We start from the raw sequence: 17,245 nt of genomic DNA, 5'->3' as shown, positions 1-17,245 counted from the left end.
TTCCTTTTTTAGTTTTAGGCTCCAATTGTGATAGATAAATATGTGCCTAGTTTAGATTGATTCGATTTCCAAGTGGTACTCGAGCTTGGTAAAATGTACAAAGATTCAGCCAATGAGATAATCATGTCAAAAATTGATCAACAACTGTTTACCTCTCACGAACATGCTTTAGAGAAAGAGTATGAACTCTGCCCTAAATGCGGTTGTGAGTTGTCGATAAAAAACAGTAAGCATGGGGGGTTTGTTGGCTGTAATAATTATCCTTCTTGTGATTATACTCGACCTTTGGTGCATCATGAGTCGATTGAGAGTCAAGTGATTGAGGGCTCAGAATGTCCTGAGTGTGGTGCAGAGTTAGCGGTGAAATCTGGCCGTTTTGGCATTTTTATTGGTTGTACCCGTTACCCAGATTGCACTCATATTGAAAAACATGATCATGACGATAAACAGGAACAGATTGCTTGTCCGAGCTGTAAAAAAGGCGTCATTGAACATAGAACTAGTCGTTTTGGTAAAACCTTCTATGCCTGTAGCGCTTACCCTAAATGCAAATTTTTAGTCAATTATCCTCCAGTTGCAGAAACCTGTCCCGATTGTGGTTTTGGTATTCTCGTCGAGCGTAAAGGCGCGGCTGGTATGCGTGTTGAGTGCCCTAAAAAGCAATGTAAATATAAGCGTCCTTTATAGTCCTTATCTATACAGCGTTGTCAGTATTAGCCATCTCTGTATAATCTCGATCCATTGAAAATGATAATGCGTCTAAATAAGTTTGATGAGAAGGTTAGGCTAAATGTTGCAGCAAGATCCCCATGCGGTAGTTGATGTTGTTTTACAAGGCGGTGTAATCGCGTACCCAACTGAAGCTGTGTATGGCTTAGGTTGCGATCCTGATAATGACAGCGCCATCGAAAAGTTGCTGGAATTAAAACAGAGGCCCTGGCAAAAAGGGTTAATCTTAGTCGCTAGCGATTTTTCACAGCTTAAGCCCTATATTGATGAGTCACAGCTTAGTGCTGAGCGTTTGCAACGGGCATTCGACAAATGGCCAGGCCCCTTTACCTTTATCATGCCCATCAAACCAAACTTATCTCCGTTACTCTGCGGTCAATTTAATTCATTGGCAGTAAGGGTTTCTAATCACCCAGATGTACAGGCCTTATGCCAAGCGCTGGGTAAGCCCATAGTTTCCACCAGTGCTAACTTAACGGGTCAAGAGCCAGCGATGACGGCAGCCGAGGTTATTTTGCAGTTTGATGGCAAAATCGATGCGCTTGTTACAGGTGAGTTAGGCTCCGAGCTAAAGCCTTCGACGATAATCGATGCCATTAGTGGCAAGATATTAAGATAGAACCGCTTTTACGTTGAATCAGATAAAACAATAACAAGGACTAAATATGAGTAAGCCAACTACCAGCGAGGTCAAAGCATTCCTACTCGGTCTGCAGCAGCAGATATGTGACGGTTTAGAGCGCCTCGATGGTAAGGCTGAGTTTATAGCTGACTCTTGGACGCGAGAAGAGGGTGGTGGCGGAACCAGTCGAGTGATGACCGATGGGCAAGTATTTGAACAGGCTGGGGTTAATTTTTCCCATGTGACAGGAGCTGCCATGCCTGCATCGGCCACAGCGCATCGTCCTGAGTTGGCGGGCCGTAGCTTCGAGGCGATGGGTGTGTCATTGGTTATTCACCCTAAAAACCCTTACATTCCAACCACGCACGCTAATGTTCGTTTCTTTATTGCCGAAAAAGAGGGCGCTGACCCTGTATGGTGGTTTGGTGGTGGGTTCGACCTCACTCCTTATTATCCGTTTGAAGAGGATGTCATTGGTTGGCACCAAAGTGCCAAAGAGTTATGTGAACCTTTCGGTGAGGACGTTTATCCTAAATACAAGAAATGGTGCGATGACTACTTCTTCTTGCCACATCGCAACGAAACCCGCGGTGTTGGTGGCTTGTTCTTTGATGATCTCAATGAGCAAGGCTTCGATACTAGCTTTGCCTTTATGCAGTCGGTAGGTAATGGTTTTTTAAAAGCTTATGCGCCGATTGTTGAACGCCGCAAAGACACCGAATATGGTGAGCGCGAGCGTAACTTCCAGCTTTATCGCCGTGGACGCTATGTCGAGTTTAATTTAGTGTATGACCGAGGCACCTTATTTGGTCTGCAAACCGGTGGACGTACAGAATCAATTTTAATGTCGATGCCGCCACTGGTGCGCTGGCAATACGCTTACACCCCTGAAGAGGGTAGTCCAGAGGCGCTGCTCTATAGCGATTATCTCGCGCCAAAAGATTGGTTAGGCATTGAGTAAAACAGTACAAGCGTCAAAAAGGAGCTAAATAAGCTCCTTTTTTGTGGGTGATAGCATCATCTTTATCGATTACGCATATTATCGGCGAGTGTAGATATGGCTTGGTAAATAGCTTCTCGATGCTGTGGCAGCTTAATCTCTAGCTCAATAGCGCGTTTCATACATAACAACCATTGATCGCGCATCTTGCTATCGATAGCAAAAGACATATGTCTTGCCCTCAGCGCTGGATGTCCATATTTTTGCTCAAACAGCGGTGGACCACCTAGCCAGCCACTTAAAAATTCAAACAGTTTCTGCTCCGATTCAGCCATAGGTGAACGATGCATAGCTAGCAGCGCCTGAGTCTCAGGATTGCTCTGCATCTGCAGGTAAAACTGTTTTGCTAATGCCGCAATGACTTTTTCGCCACCGATACGGTCATAAGCATTCGACTGCTGTGGATCTCGCTGTTGCTTTTTAGATATTAACTTTGTTAACCACTTCATTGCCAAAACTGCTATTACCTCAGAGTTGTTATATGTAGCGCACACTAGCTTATCGGCTTAAAGCAATCAACTAGCACCTTTATCTCATCGATAGCAGCTTATTATAAGTGGCACTCGTTTTTGGCTTTGATTCACAGATAAAGCATGGGTAGACTGATGCCATCGTCAAAAACACAGAGTCAATCGATGACAGACAAATATGCCGTATTGGGTAATCCAATCGGTCACAGCAAATCGCCCGTTATTCATCAAGCCTTTGCCGCTGCCACAGGGCAAGCATTAAGTTATGAAGCGATACTCGCTCCAATCGATGGCTTTAAGTCTTGTTTACGGCAATTTATTGCTGATGGCGGCAAGGGGGCCAATGTCACCGTGCCTTTTAAGGAGCAAGCATTTGCCCTGTGCGATGAACTCAGCGAAGAAGCTAAGCTGGCAGGCGCGGTGAATACCTTAAGCGTATTAAAAGATGGTAAGTTACGAGGCGATAATACCGATGGTATCGGACTCGTGGCCGATCTTCAGCGTCATTTGGGCAAGCTTAATGGCAAAAAAGTATTATTAGTCGGGGCTGGTGGTGCGGCGAGGGGATCGATCCTTCCTTTGCTTAATAGTGGCATCGACTCGATAGTTATCCATAACCGTACCCACGACAAAGCTGTCGCCTTAGCCAAGCTATTTTCTCCCTTTGGTGATATTAAGGCTAAGGGACTTGGCGAGCTAGATCAGCCTTTTGATCTGGTGATCAACTCAACATCATCGAGTCTAACCGGTGAAGCGCCTGCATTACCAAGCTCGGTGATAGGCACTAATACAGCTTGCTACGACATGATGTATGCTAAACAACTTACCGCTTTTAATCGGTGGGCGCGCGAGCAAGGTGCCAAGCAAGTCATTGATGGTCTCGGGATGCTTGTTGGGCAAGCGGCCAAGAGCTTTGCTTTGTGGCGTGGCGTCGAGCCTGATGTCGCTCCAGTGCTTGCCAGTTTGCGCCAGCAATTAAGCTAGAGCGCTAAGATCAGTAAAAGTTATTATTCAGTAAAGGATAGAACATGAACCAAAGCGTTATATTTGGCGATGGTTGTCAATGGGATACAGAGCGGAATAGCGTTCATTTTGTCGCGCAGCAACAAGGGATGACAATCCATTGTTACATTAATTTAGCGGCACTGCTGGCATTATCAGGTTTAGAAGAGGCCCAGCCTCAGCAGGCCATCGCCCTGTTTGAGCGATTTCGATTCGATATAGAAGATAAGGCACAAGAGCTCATCGACCAGGAAGCCGTCGATGAGCAAGGCTGTTTAGTGATTAATTCAATTTAAGTCGGTAAGTTCTGTAGCGCTTCTTCTATATACTCATTCTTTAAGCGTACATAGTTGTCGGCCGATTGAGGCAAGAAGTTCAATTCGTCTTGGGTTAAGGCTCTGATCTTTTTCGCAGGGCTTCCCACATAAAGGTGTCCTTGCTCAAGCGTCTTACCTGGAGGAACCAAAGAGCCAGCTCCTAAGATCACATCACTTTCAATAATCGCTCCATCTAAAATAATCGCTCCCATGCCGATAAGAATACGATCTCCCAACTGACAACCATGCAACATGGCTTTATGGCCAATAGTGACATCGTCGCCAATGATCAACGGATGCCCTTGCGGGCGGGCGGTTGATTTACGGGTAACATGTAATACTGTTCCGTCCTGCACATTAGAGCGTTTACCAATTCTTATTTGGTTCACATCGCCACGAGCTGCCACTAAAGGCCAAACACTAGCATCGGTATCTAAAAAAATGTCGCCAACCAATACACAAGCTTGGTCGATATAGACACTGTTATCAAACTGCGGGCTGATACCCTTATAAGATCGTAAACAATTTGCCATTGGGTAGTCCTTAAAACGGCTAAAATAGCGAGAATCTAGCAGTATAATGGGTAAAAAGTAGCTAGTCAGGCTAAAAAGCATTCAAACAGTGCAAAAGTAATAGTTTTCGTTAAAAAAGCGCTTGCGCCTAATCGAGAACTCCCTATAATGCGCCCCACTGACACGGCAAACAGCGTCGTTAAGCGACATGAATGCAGTGAATTAGATGTTGAGTTTAAAGTGAACAAGTTGAAAAACTTATCAAAAATTACTTGACGCCAACAACGGGAAGTGTAGAATACGCATCCCTAAGCCAACGACCTAGCGTCAACGGCGGCTAAATGAACGCATTAAAACGTCATGTTAGCTACGCTCTTTAACAAGATGAAACAAGAAATCTGTGTGGACACTCACAGGTGTTGAGTTATTCGAAATTGCTTTTCTGTCTTCGGATGTAAAGCAATCAAAAATTTTACTCAATGTAAGATGAGTGTTCATAGCAATATGTACAACATGTTAGAGATTCTTCCGAGTCTTTAATGTGGAATCAGAATTCATTGAGCCGAAGCTTTTAGCTTCAACAAAACTTTAATTGAAGAGTTTGATCATGGCTCAGATTGAACGCTGGCGGCAGGCCTAACACATGCAAGTCGAGCGGTAACAGGAATTAGCTTGCTAATTTGCTGACGAGCGGCGGACGGGTGAGTAATGCCTAGGGAACTGCCCAGTCGAGGGGGATAACAGTTGGAAACGACTGCTAATACCGCATACGCCCTACGGGGGAAAAGAGGGGACCTTCGGGCCTTCTGCGATTGGATGTACCTAGGTGGGATTAGCTAGTTGGTGAGGTAATGGCTCACCAAGGCGACGATCCCTAGCTGTTCTGAGAGGATGATCAGCCACACTGGGACTGAGACACGGCCCAGACTCCTACGGGAGGCAGCAGTGGGGAATATTGCACAATGGGCGCAAGCCTGATGCAGCCATGCCGCGTGTGTGAAGAAGGCCTTCGGGTTGTAAAGCACTTTCAGCGAGGAGGAAAGCTTAAGCGTTAATAGCGTTTAGGTGTGACGTTACTCGCAGAAGAAGGACCGGCTAACTTCGTGCCAGCAGCCGCGGTAATACGAGGGGTCCAAGCGTTAATCGGAATTACTGGGCGTAAAGCGTACGCAGGCGGTTTGTTAAGCGAGATGTGAAAGCCCCGGGCTCAACCTGGGAACTGCATTTCGAACTGGCAGACTAGAGTCTTGTAGAGGGGGGTAGAATTTCAGGTGTAGCGGTGAAATGCGTAGAGATCTGAAGGAATACCGGTGGCGAAGGCGGCCCCCTGGACAAAGACTGACGCTCATGTACGAAAGCGTGGGGAGCAAACAGGATTAGATACCCTGGTAGTCCACGCCGTAAACGATGTCTACTCGGAATTTGGTGTCTTGAACACTGGGTTCTCAAGCTAACGCATTAAGTAGACCGCCTGGGGAGTACGGCCGCAAGGTTAAAACTCAAATGAATTGACGGGGGCCCGCACAAGCGGTGGAGCATGTGGTTTAATTCGATGCAACGCGAAGAACCTTACCTACTCTTGACATCCACAGAATTTGGTAGAGATACCTTAGTGCCTTCGGGAACTGTGAGACAGGTGCTGCATGGCTGTCGTCAGCTCGTGTTGTGAAATGTTGGGTTAAGTCCCGCAACGAGCGCAACCCTTATCCTTATTTGCCAGCACGTAATGGTGGGAACTTTAGGGAGACTGCCGGTGATAAACCGGAGGAAGGTGGGGACGACGTCAAGTCATCATGGCCCTTACGAGTAGGGCTACACACGTGCTACAATGGCAAGTACAGAGGGTTGCAAAGCCGCGAGGTGGAGCTAATCTCACAAAGCTTGTCGTAGTCCGGATTGGAGTCTGCAACTCGACTCCATGAAGTCGGAATCGCTAGTAATCGTGGATCAGAATGCCACGGTGAATACGTTCCCGGGCCTTGTACACACCGCCCGTCACACCATGGGAGTGGGCTGCACCAGAAGTAGATAGCTTAACCTTCGGGAGGGCGTTTACCACGGTGTGGTTCATGACTGGGGTGAAGTCGTAACAAGGTAGCCCTAGGGGAACCTGGGGCTGGATCACCTCCTTACCTATACGACTAACTTAATGTTTGTTGAGTGTTCACACAGATAACTTGTTCTTGTTAGAGCAGGTGGCACGTCTTAACGGCGATGCTTGTTCTTTAAAAATTTGGAAAGCTGATAGTGTTGATGTGAAAGGGACTGTAATTACTTACATTGTAGGTGGTTATGGTTTGTAGCATTGACGCGAAAATTAAAATTGAGTTCTCAAACACTTAAATCAAGTGCCGAATCATTACCTTTAATTAGGATGATGATTCATGAGTATTCTTTTGGCGAAAGTAAACACCATTAGTTACGATACAACGTCCGAGCTTACCCGCTTGGATAGGATGTGATTTGTAGACATTAGTTTATGAAACTCATTTGGGTTGTATGGTTAAGTGACTAAGCGTATACGGTGGATGCCTTGGCAGTCAGAGGCGATGAAGGACGTAGTAACTTGCGAAAAGCGTTGGCGAGCTAGTAACAAGCATTTGAGCTAACGATGTCCGAATGGGGAAACCCGGCAGCATAAGCTGTCATCATTAAGTGAATACATAGCTTAATGAGGCGAACGAGGGGAACTGAAACATCTAAGTACCCTCAGGAAAAGAAATCAACCGAGATTCCCCTAGTAGCGGCGAGCGAACGGGGATTAGCCCTTAAGCGTAGAGGGTGTTAGTGGAATGTGTTGGAAAGCACAGCGGCACAGGGTGATAGCCCCGTACATGAAAACTAACTTTACGTGAAAACGAGTAGGACGGGACACGTGACATCTTGTCTGAACATGGGGGGACCATCCTCCAAGGCTAAATACTCCTGACTGACCGATAGTGAACCAGTACCGTGAGGGAAAGGCGAAAAGAACCCCTGTGAGGGGAGTGAAATAGAACCTGAAACCGTATACGTACAAGCAGTGGGAGCGGTTCTTGAGACCGTGACTGCGTACCTTTTGTATAATGGGTCAGCGACTTACATTTTGTAGCGAGGTTAAGCGAATAGCGGAGCCGTAGGGAAACCGAGTGTTAACTGCGCGTTTAGTTGCAAGGTGTAGACCCGAAACCCGGTGATCTAGCCATGGGCAGGTTGAAGGTTGAGTAACATCAACTGGAGGACCGAACACACGTATGTTGAAAAATGCGGTGATGACTTGTGGCTGGGGGTGAAAGGCCAATCAAACCGGGAGATATCTGGTTCTCCTCGAAAGCTATTTAGGTAGCGCCTCGAGCGAATACCATTGGGGGTAGAGCACTGTTAAGGCTAGGGGGTCATCCCGACTTACCAACCCTTTGCAAACTCCGAATACCAATGAGTACTACTCGGGAGACACACGGCGGGTGCTAACGTCCGTCGTGAAAAGGGAAACAACCCAGACCATCAGCTAAGGTCCCAAAGTTATTGCTAAGTGGGAAACGATGTGGGAAGGCTTAGACAGCTAGGATGTTGGCTTAGAAGCAGCCATCATTTAAAGAAAGCGTAATAGCTCACTAGTCGAGTCGGCCTGCGCGGAAGATTTAACGGGGCTAAGCAATACACCGAAGCTATGGGTACTAGCGCTTGCGCTAGTGCGGTAGAGGAGCGTTCTGTAAGCCGTTGAAGGTGAAGGGGTAACCCACGCTGGAGGTATCAGAAGTGCGAATGCTGACATGAGTAACGATAATGGGGGTGAAAAACCCCCACGCCGAAAGACCAAGGGTTCCTGTCCAATGTTAATCAGGGCAGGGTGAGTCGACCCCTAAGGCGAGGCCGAAAGGCGTAGTCGATGGGAAACAGGTTAATATTCCTGTACTTCTGCTAACTGCGATGGAGAGACGGAGAAGGCTAGGCTAGCGCGGCGTTGGTTGTCCGCGTTTAAGGCAGTAGGTGGTGCACTTAGGCAAATCCGGGTGCACATACACTGAGAGTTGATGACGAGGTTCTACGGAACTGAAGTAGTTGATGCCATGCTTCCAGGAAAATCTTCTAAGCTTCAGGTTAGCAGGAATCGTACCCCAAACCGACACAGGTGGTTGGGTAGAGAATACCAAGGCGCTTGAGAGAACTCGGCTGAAGGAACTAGGCAAAATGGTACCGTAACTTCGGGAGAAGGTACGCTCCTGTTGGTGATGAGACTTGCTCTCTAAGCTGACGGGAGTCGCAGATACCAGGTGGCTGCAACTGTTTATCAAAAACACAGCACTGTGCAAACTCGCAAGAGGAAGTATACGGTGTGACGCCTGCCCGGTGCCGGAAGGTTAATTGATTGGGTTATCTTCGGAGAAGCTCATGATCGAAGCCCCGGTAAACGGCGGCCGTAACTATAACGGTCCTAAGGTAGCGAAATTCCTTGTCGGGTAAGTTCCGACCTGCACGAATGGCGTAATGATGGCCACGCTGTCTCCAGCCGAGACTCAGTGAAGTTGAAATTGCGGTGAAGATGCCGTATACCCGCGGCTAGACGGAAAGACCCCGTGAACCTTTACTATAGCTTGGCACTGAACATTGACCCTACATGTGTAGGATAGGTGGGAGACTTAGAAGCAGGAACGCCAGTTCTTGTGGAGTCAACCTTGAAATACCACCCTTGTAGTGTTGATGTTCTAACTCTGGCCCCTGAATCGGGGTTGAGGACAGTGCCTGGTGGGTAGTTTGACTGGGGCGGTCTCCTCCCAAAGAGTAACGGAGGAGCACGAAGGTTGGCTAAGTACGGTCGGACATCGTACGGTTAGTGCAATGGCATAAGCCAGCTTAACTGCGAGACATACACGTCGAGCAGGTACGAAAGTAGGTCATAGTGATCCGGTGGTTCTGAATGGAAGGGCCATCGCTCAACGGATAAAAGGTACTCCGGGGATAACAGGCTGATACCGCCCAAGAGTTCATATCGACGGCGGTGTTTGGCACCTCGATGTCGGCTCATCACATCCTGGGGCTGAAGTCGGTCCCAAGGGTATGGCTGTTCGCCATTTAAAGTGGTACGCGAGCTGGGTTCAGAACGTCGTGAGACAGTTCGGTCCCTATCTGCCGTGGGCGTTGGATGATTGAAGGGAGCTGCTCCTAGTACGAGAGGACCGGAGTGGACGAACCGCTGGTGTTCGGGTTGTCATGCCAATGGCATTGCCCGGTAGCTACGTTCGGAATCGATAACCGCTGAAAGCATCTAAGCGGGAAGCGAGCCCTAAGATGAGTCATCCCTAGGACTTTAAGTCCTCTAAAGGGCCGTAGGAGACTACTACGTTGATAGGCAAGGTGTGTAAGCGTTGTGAGGCGTTGAGCTAACTTGTACTAATGACCCGTGAGGCTTAACCATACAACCCAAAAGGGTTTCTAACTAAGTGAATACTTAGCGAAAGAATACCGCGCTTGATTTAGTGTGATTCAATTTTAAACAGCTTTTCAAATTTCCAATTTTGTCTGGAAACCATAGCATTGTGGCACCACCTGATCCCATCCCGAACTCAGAAGTGAAACGCAATCGCGCCGATGGTAGTGTGGGGTCTCCCCATGTGAGAGTAGGTCATTTCCAGGCGCCTAATTTAGTATCCCGCGTAAGCGTTTTACTAAAGGAGCGGTAGTTCAGTTGGTTAGAATACCGGCCTGTCACGCCGGGGGTCGCGGGTTCGAGTCCCGTCCGCTCCGCCAACATTACGATAAGCCCTAGCAGAAATGCTAGGGCTTTTTCGTATTTGTTTTTCAGAGTAATGATAGCGACAGTGCGAGGTGATGTACGTCATTGCTAAAGGAGTATTAGTAATGATGTGTGATCTAATATGCGCACCAACCTTAACCCGTATTCCAAATTGAAAACTTATAGTGCCGAAGAGCTTTTAGCTTTATCTAGAGCAGAAAAAGAACCTCGTAAACGTATGCGATTACTTGCCGTCGCTCTCTTCCTCGAGGGAAATAATCGTACTGATGTCGCCTTGAGGCTCAAAGTTGCCCGCGCTAGCGTCAACGCTTGGGTAGCTAAGTATCTTGCCAACGGTATCAAAGGGTTGGATGCTAAGAAAAATAAGGGACGTGATAGCTACTTAACCTCAAGTCAAAAGCAGCAACTCAGTGCCTACATAGAGGAACAATGCTCGAGTGATTCAGGTGGAAGACTGACAGGTGATGCGATCCTAAAATATGTCAAATATCACTTTAATGTTGATTACCATCCAAACGCGATTTACAAATTACTGGAACAATTAGGTTTTAGTTGGATAACGAGTCGTTCAAAACATCCTAAGCAATCAATAGAAGTCCAAGAGGCTTTTAAAAAAGTTCCAACTGGAAACGATCCTTAACATCCCTGGTAGTGTGGCGCTTGAGCGAGTTGATATCTGGTTTCAAGATGAGGCCCGCTTCGGGCAGCAAAACACGACCACACGTTTATGGGCAAGAAAAGGCACTCGTCCTCGCGCTATACGCCAGCAACAGTTCGAATATGCGCATTTCTTTGGCGCTGTTTGTCCGCAAACAGGCGATACTGAAGCGATGATCGTTCCTTACCTAAGCAAAGACGTCATGCGTCAGCATCTATCACTGATAGCACAAAGGACAAAACCAGGTAGGCATGCCGTTGTTGTCATGGATGGTGCAGGTTGGCATACAGCAGATCTCGCAGATGAGTTTAACAACCTTAGCATCATCAAATTACCGCCATACTCCCCTGAACTAAATCCGATAGAGCAAGTATGGAGTTGGTTACGGCAGTATCATTTAGCTAATCGCAGCTTTCAAGGATACGATGATATCGTTGCAGCCTGCTCTGATGCTTGGAACAACTTCATTAGCGATACGAAAAGAGTGATGTCTTTATGTCGTAGAGAGTGGGCAATAATGACTAAGTATTAAGATGGAATGGTATAAGTATTAAGATGGAATGGTATTAGTTGGACCAACAACGCTCCCGACATTGTTTGACATTCACTTCATCCCTAGAAGCTATATACTAATTGATATTAGTTGTTGCGCCATTATTACGAGCTAAACTGCTTTTTAAACTCATTTTTGTGTAGAATGCAAAGGTATGTTGTTTGGTAGAGTGTTTCAATTAGGTACATTCGCTTTTGCAAAAATTCTTTGTGCGTCCCTCACTGCTTTTATTTACACCTTTAGTGTGTATTGTTTTGTTCGTCTTTTTTTTAACGGTTTCATATTTTGTCGAATGTAATCAACATCGTATAGATGTTTATAGTGGTAAGATTGATTCGGTTTCCCAACAGCTTATTCGAATGAATCATTTGGTGACTTTGTCGTCGGAATCACAGGACTTTTCTCGCGTTGAGGAGGAGATATCGCTGTCGAGCAGTGATATCTGGATGGCTGTTTATACCTTAATTGATCGTCAAGGCTATATACGTTTCGCTAATCATGCGGTATGGCGTGACAGTTCGGCAAGTTTAGTTATTGATGGTTATCTTAAGGATTATCATCAAGAAGCGGTAGACAGTAATACTCCTCTGATTAAGTTCAATGAGCAGAGGCAGTCTATACAAGCATATTTCCCTATTTCCCCTACGGTATCTTCCTTATCGGTTGAAAGGCCAGAACTTATTTATTTGGAGTACGATGTATCTCCTGCACTAATGGCGTCAGATAAAAATGTGCTTCTTAGCGTAATCCGAATCGGACTTATTGCCTTGGGAGTTATGTTGGTTCTTTTGGCGTTTATTTATCGATATGTACTGCGTCCATTAAAGCAAATTAGCCTGCAGTCTAGTGTAGTCAATGGCGAAGAAGCCTCTGTCAGTAATGTCTATTCGCCATTCATAGAGCTCGAGTCACTCGCTCGTAATTTGTCCTATTTTAAGGATAAGTACTTGAGCAGTGCCCAGCAGTTAAAGGATAGCGACCAACGTTGGTTATTTGCTGTAGAAGTTTCTCGCTACGGCATTTGGGATTGGAATATCTTGGATGACTCTGTTTTTCTTTCAGATAGATGGAAAGATATGTTGGGCTATAAGTCCTATGAGCTGTCTGGCAGCCGATTAACTTGGCAGAGTAGATTACATCCAGATGATAAGAATAGTACGCTAGAAACGCTGAGTGGCTACTTGTCAGGAAAAACAGAAGAGTTTGAGAGTGTACACAGATTACGCCATAAGCAGGGGCACTATATTTGGGTGTTAGATCGTGGCATGACTGTCGAGTGGGATGCTCAAGGGCATCCTCTTAGGATGATTGGTACTTTATCTGATGTAACTGATGATATTAGAAATCAGAAGGCAGCATCTCACCAAGTTAAGCATGATCTTCTTACTGATTTGGCAAATAGACGCGCAGTGACGGATGAACTTTATGATTTAGAGCACGAGTCAGATAGTTGCGCGGCATTGTTTATGATTGATTTAGACAATTTTACAGTAGTAAATGATGTGCTTGGTCATCACGGTGGCGATCGGTTATTGATTCAAATCGCCGCAAGGTTATCTAGCTATTTTTCAGTTAACTCGTTAATTGCCCGCTTTGCAGCTGATGAGTTTGTTATTTTAGTAAAACGGTTACCGAGAGAGCCTGTACTTGCTCAACGTAGAGCGCAAGCTTTAGCGAGCCAGGTGCGACAACTCATAGCGCGAAGTTTCAATATTAGCGATCACACTTTTAATTTGTCTGCTAGCGTGGGGATTGCGATTGTTGATCATTCAGAGCAATTGTTACCTGAACAGCACCTAAAGCGAGTTAGTTTAGCTTTGGCACAAGTTAAGGAGAACGGTCGTGATGGGGTCGTTGTGTATAGTCGAGAAATGGACATTAAGGCAGAGCGAAACCTGTTGATTAGAACAGAGCTAGTCCATGCCATAGACCGGGATCAATTGTCATTGGTTTATCAGCCAATTGTGAATAATGATGGCTGCATTGTCTCAGTAGAGGCTTTATTGCGTTGGAAACACCCGCAACACGGTTCTATCTCCCCTGCGGAGTTTATTCCCATTGCTGAAGGCAGTGATTTTATTAATGAGATTGGTCGTTGGGTGTTATTGGAGGTGTGCCGCTTTATTCGGTTGTTAGAGAAGCAGAGCATCGACCCGCCGATGATCTCTATAAATGTCAGTGCGCGTCAGTTTAACCAGCATGAGTTTTCAAAAAATTTGCTTTCTGTGCTACAAGAACAAAAAGTCCTGGCGAATCACATTGAGTTAGAGCTTACGGAATATGCGCTGCTGACTGATATCGATCAGGTTAGGCAGTCTATGAATGTATTGCGTGAAGCGGGCGTCAGTATAGCGCTTGACGATTTTGGTACCGGGTATAGTTCGCTGAGTTATTTACAAGGCTTGCCACTAAATCGATTAAAACTTGATGCCAGCTTTATTAGAGATATGGGTAATGGGGAAGCATCTGGAGCGATTGTAAAGTCCATGATAGATATGGCTCATAGCCTAAATTTACAATTTGTTGCCGAAGGCGTTGAGATTCTATCACAGTATGACCAATTGGCCGCTTATCAGTGCGATCTATATCAAGGGTATCTATTTCACCGGCCGATGACGGCAGATAAGCTTAAGGCGCTTATTCGTGCCAAGGCTGAGATATCATCTTCAGCTATGTAAATTTAAAAACTGACTTAACAGCGATAGTGCATGATTTCTTGGGGTATCTTTTTCCATAAAGATTTCATGGCGTGCTGATGCTATTTTTGTTATCACACAATGCTCACTGGCCGCGTTATTTTGACAATCATTGTCAACAATGGAGTCTTCTTCGGCCTGTAAGATTAAGATAGGTATCAATGACTCTCTGGCTGCAATAACTGCTCGTTCGCTGGCATCAATCGCTTCTATCAACCATCGGTAGGTAGGCGAGCCCAATTGTAACTGTGGTAACTCTTGGTAGATTTGACGATAGTTGTGATAACGAGATTCGCTATGAGTTAGCTCATTATGTTTAAAGGCCTCGGGAGCGTAATCTTTGCCACCAATGACGTAATTGGGGTGAGATAGCGAACCATTGTCTAATTGCTTGGCAAGCCAACGAATAAAGTGTTTGTACAGGGGTAATACAATGCCATACATAGGTGCAGAAAACACAGCGGCCTTAAAGGTTGATGGTGATTTTTTAATATATAGTGTACCTATGGTCCCGCCCATAGAGTGACCAACTAAGAATAATGATTCATGGCCTGCAGGGGTCACAATCTCATCAATAAAAAACTCGAAATCATTTATGTAATCATCAAAACTATTGATGTGTCCTTGATGTGGATTACTTGATAGCCGGCTAGAAAGCCCTTGGCCACGATGGTCGAGTGCATAGATGCTATATCCGAGTTGGTAGAGGTCGAAGATGAGTTCTTTATACTTTAAGTAAGCCTCGATTCTACCATTGCTGATCACTATGGCTTTGCTTGATTGGTGATGTTTAACATAGCAATAGGCGAGGGAAACATTGTCCTGTGTTGTTAAGGTTTCCTCTGTAACATGGTTCCAAAAACGATCGACTTGTTCTGTATTACAATTCTCTTCAGAAGAAAAAAGTAACGGTTTAATAGCTGTACTCTGGTCGTTAATGGCTGTAGACATTGATTTAGCAGGGCAGTGATTTGATAGCGGTCAGTGTAACATGGTTCCGTAAGTAACCACGAGTGATGAGTCAGTTTTGGACTCATCACTCATATTTGCCTCTAAGGTTAACTGTTATGACTTGTTATTTTGTAACTTGATAAAGTCGTCAATCTGCTGTTCAAGCAACTCCATAGGTACCGAACCATTGGCTAGAATCGCGTCGTGGAATGCGCGAATATCAAATTGCTCACCTAAAGCTAACTCCGCTTTTTTCCGCAGACGCTTAATGGTCAACTCGCCAATTTTGTATGATAGAGCTTGGCCTGGCCAAGAGATGTAACGATCGATCTCAGTCGTCACGTTATGCATTGATAAAGCAGTGTTACTCGCCATGAAATCTAGCGCTTGTTGACGAGACCAGCCTTTTGCATGCATCCCAGTATCGACGACGAGTCTTGCTGCACGCCACATCTCATAGGTTAATCGTCCGAAGTTACTATAGGGATCTTGATAGAACCCCGCTTCTAAGCCTAAAAATTCGGAATAGAGCCCCCAACCTTCACCAAAAGCAGAAATATAACTGTAGCGACGGAAGTTGGGTAGAGAGGTTAATTCCTGATTGAGCGAAATCTGTAGGTGATGGCCTGGTACCGCTTCGTGTAGCGTTAGCGCTTCCATTTCATACAACGGGCGCTTGTCTAAGGCATAAGTGTTTACCCAATAGTATCCAGGCTCATCTGCTCGATTAGAACCTGAGTATCTGCCTGTCGTGTATTTAGGTGCGATCTCTGTGGGGACTGGCTGGATCCCATAGGGCATTCTGGGTAGTTTGCCAAAATACTTTGGAAGAATGGCATCTGCCTTTTTGGCAATATATGCAGCTTCTTTTAGTAACTCTTCAGCTGTTTTTGGATAAAATTGAGGGTCAGTACGCAAGAAATTAAGAAAGGCTGCAAAATCCCCCTTAAAGCCCACTTGATTGATGATTGTCTGCATCTCTTCGCGGATTCGCTTAACCTCTTTAAGCCCGAGTTCATGCACTTGTTCGGCTGTCATATTGAGAGTGGTGTAATAACGCACCCTGTTTTCATAAAATTCCCGACCATCGGGAAGATCGGATGCAGCAATGGTGTTGCGAGCGCCAGGAATATACTCTTTAGTCATGAAATCAAAGTAAGCTTGGTAAGTCGGTAGCACTGTGTCGCTAACTAACTGTTTGCCTTGTTCTGTGAACTGTTGTTTTTGTTCATCACTGAAATGTTTTGGGTAGTGAGTGAAGGGTTTAAAGTAACCACTTTTTTCTACAGGAACGATGAAGGCACTAATACTATTTTCGAAACCATTTAGGGTCACTTTAGCTGGTGTAATACCCGATTTTAGTCCCTGCCTTAACCAGTAGGTTTGTTGGGCGAAGTATTGAGGTAGAGCCGTTAGCTTGGCAATATAGTTTTGATAATCTTGTTCTGTATTGAATCGACCTTTAGCAATCGATGCGATATAAGCATGAAATCCGCTTTCTGCTGAAATCGGCAGATAATGATCTTTATAACGATAGAGGTCGACGCTGTTTTGTAGCTGATATTGCAAGATCTGAGCATTAATCTTGTCTTCCTTTGCAAGCGAGCTTTTATCTATCAGCTTAAGATTATCCAGTAGCGCTTGTTGTTTACTATTTATCATCGCTAGCGCCTCTGGTGACATATCGGCTAGCTTTCCAGCTGCGCTCATATCCCCCTGAGAATAGGCTAAATCTGGACTAGACTCTAATCTTAGTTGCCATGCTTTATCAATCAAAGATGCCAGTTGCGAGTTAGTTGCTGTTGGTGAAGACGTTTTGTCGTTCTTCGCCATTGTAGTAGGCGTTACCGATGGATTGAGTTGGCATGCGCTGAGGCTTAATACGAGTAGGCAAGGTATAAAGCGTTTGTGCATCAGAGTGTCCTTACGTTTTAGTTATTATTTGTATGTGAAGATATTATGCATTATTCGCTTTAGCAGCGTCATTATAAATACCGCATA

11 protein-coding genes, 1 tRNA gene and 3 rRNA genes are annotated in these 17,245 nt (G+C 45.5%); 11 read left to right on the top strand and 4 right to left on the bottom strand.

What is annotated here, in order from left to right; all coding sequences use genetic code 11:
* The first annotated feature begins 123 nt into the window (after window positions 1-123).
* The 3 genes from K0I62_RS18600 to hemF all read left to right on the top strand — a co-directional run bounded on the left by K0I62_RS18600 (window position 124) and on the right by hemF (window position 2,312).
* Entirely contained in the window at window positions 124-687 is a 564-nt protein-coding gene (locus K0I62_RS18600; protein WP_220069492.1) for a DNA topoisomerase family protein, read from the top strand.
* Between the two features lie 103 nt (window positions 688-790).
* Complete coding sequence (tsaC, locus tag K0I62_RS18595; RefSeq protein ID WP_220069491.1) at window positions 791-1,348, top strand: L-threonylcarbamoyladenylate synthase type 1 TsaC; 558 nt, start codon at window positions 791-793, stop codon at window positions 1,346-1,348.
* A gap of 46 nt (window positions 1,349-1,394) precedes the next feature.
* Window positions 1,395-2,312 (top strand): oxygen-dependent coproporphyrinogen oxidase, encoded by a 918-nt coding sequence (gene hemF / locus K0I62_RS18590; RefSeq protein ID WP_220069490.1) that lies wholly within the window; start codon window positions 1,395-1,397, stop codon window positions 2,310-2,312.
* Window positions 2,313-2,374: 62 nt separating this feature from the next.
* Here hemF and K0I62_RS18585 read toward each other — a convergent pair whose 3' ends face one another.
* Window positions 2,375-2,800 (bottom strand): group II truncated hemoglobin, encoded by a 426-nt coding sequence (locus tag K0I62_RS18585; RefSeq protein WP_220069489.1) that lies wholly within the window; start codon window positions 2,798-2,800, stop codon window positions 2,375-2,377.
* 186 nt (window positions 2,801-2,986) lie between these two features.
* On the opposite strand from K0I62_RS18585, the gene aroE reads away from it, so the two are divergent.
* Both aroE and K0I62_RS18575 read left to right on the top strand, forming a co-directional pair.
* Window positions 2,987-3,805 carry a shikimate dehydrogenase gene (gene aroE, locus K0I62_RS18580; RefSeq protein ID WP_220071459.1) on the top strand — a complete coding sequence of 273 codons (819 nt, stop codon included), beginning with the start codon at window positions 2,987-2,989 and terminating at the stop codon, window positions 3,803-3,805.
* 44 nt (window positions 3,806-3,849) lie between these two features.
* Entirely contained in the window at window positions 3,850-4,119 is a 270-nt protein-coding gene (locus K0I62_RS18575) for a DUF1488 family protein (RefSeq protein ID WP_220069488.1), read from the top strand.
* Here K0I62_RS18575 and K0I62_RS18570 read toward each other — a convergent pair.
* Window positions 4,116-4,673, bottom strand: a complete 558-nt coding sequence (locus K0I62_RS18570) for a gamma carbonic anhydrase family protein (protein ID WP_220069487.1) — start codon at window positions 4,671-4,673, stop codon at window positions 4,116-4,118. The genes K0I62_RS18575 and K0I62_RS18570 overlap by 4 nt on opposite strands.
* Before the next feature lie 568 nt (window positions 4,674-5,241).
* Here K0I62_RS18570 and K0I62_RS18565 point away from each other — a divergent pair.
* The 6 genes from K0I62_RS18565 (at window position 5,242) to K0I62_RS18540 (ending at window position 14,275) form a co-directional block, all read left to right on the top strand.
* Window positions 5,242-6,784: ribosomal RNA gene (locus tag K0I62_RS18565) — 16S ribosomal RNA — on the top strand.
* 369 nt (window positions 6,785-7,153) lie between these two features.
* Window positions 7,154-10,047: ribosomal RNA gene (locus tag K0I62_RS18560) — 23S ribosomal RNA — on the top strand.
* A gap of 103 nt (window positions 10,048-10,150) precedes the next feature.
* Window positions 10,151-10,266, top strand: a 5S ribosomal RNA gene (gene rrf / locus K0I62_RS18555).
* Together the 16S, 23S and 5S rRNA genes with 1 tRNA gene alongside form the textbook arrangement of a ribosomal RNA operon.
* Window positions 10,267-10,302: 36 nt before the next feature.
* A tRNA-Asp gene (locus K0I62_RS18550) sits at window positions 10,303-10,379 on the top strand.
* A 128-nt stretch (window positions 10,380-10,507) separates the two neighbouring features.
* Window positions 10,508-11,576 (top strand): IS630 family transposase gene (locus K0I62_RS18545; RefSeq protein ID WP_220069486.1). Its coding sequence is split into 2 segments (ribosomal slippage): window positions 10,508-11,004 and window positions 11,003-11,576, totalling 1,071 coding nucleotides; the frame shifts between segments, so codons are not numbered across the junction.
* A 392-nt stretch (window positions 11,577-11,968) separates the two neighbouring features.
* A complete protein-coding gene (locus K0I62_RS18540; protein ID WP_258405047.1) occupies window positions 11,969-14,275 on the top strand; it encodes a putative bifunctional diguanylate cyclase/phosphodiesterase in 2,307 nt (768 codons plus the stop codon).
* Here the strand turns inward: K0I62_RS18540 and K0I62_RS18535 are convergent.
* Together K0I62_RS18535 and K0I62_RS18530 are read right to left on the bottom strand one after the other, a co-directional pair.
* The gene (locus K0I62_RS18535; protein ID WP_220069484.1) at window positions 14,264-15,244 is read right to left on the bottom strand and encodes an alpha/beta fold hydrolase; all 981 of its coding nucleotides are present in this window, start codon (window positions 15,242-15,244) and stop codon (window positions 14,264-14,266) included. The two genes, K0I62_RS18540 and K0I62_RS18535, sit on opposite strands and share 12 nt — an antisense overlap.
* A 114-nt stretch (window positions 15,245-15,358) precedes the next feature.
* A complete protein-coding gene (locus K0I62_RS18530) occupies window positions 15,359-17,158 on the bottom strand; it encodes a DUF885 domain-containing protein (protein ID WP_220069483.1) in 1,800 nt (599 codons plus the stop codon).
* Between the last annotated feature and the right edge of the window lie 87 nt (window positions 17,159-17,245).

Source organism: Shewanella psychrotolerans (genome assembly GCF_019457595.1).
GTDB classification, from domain to species: Bacteria; Pseudomonadota; Gammaproteobacteria; order Enterobacterales; family Shewanellaceae; genus Shewanella; species Shewanella psychrotolerans.
This window is presented reverse-complemented; position numbering and strand designations above follow the sequence as displayed.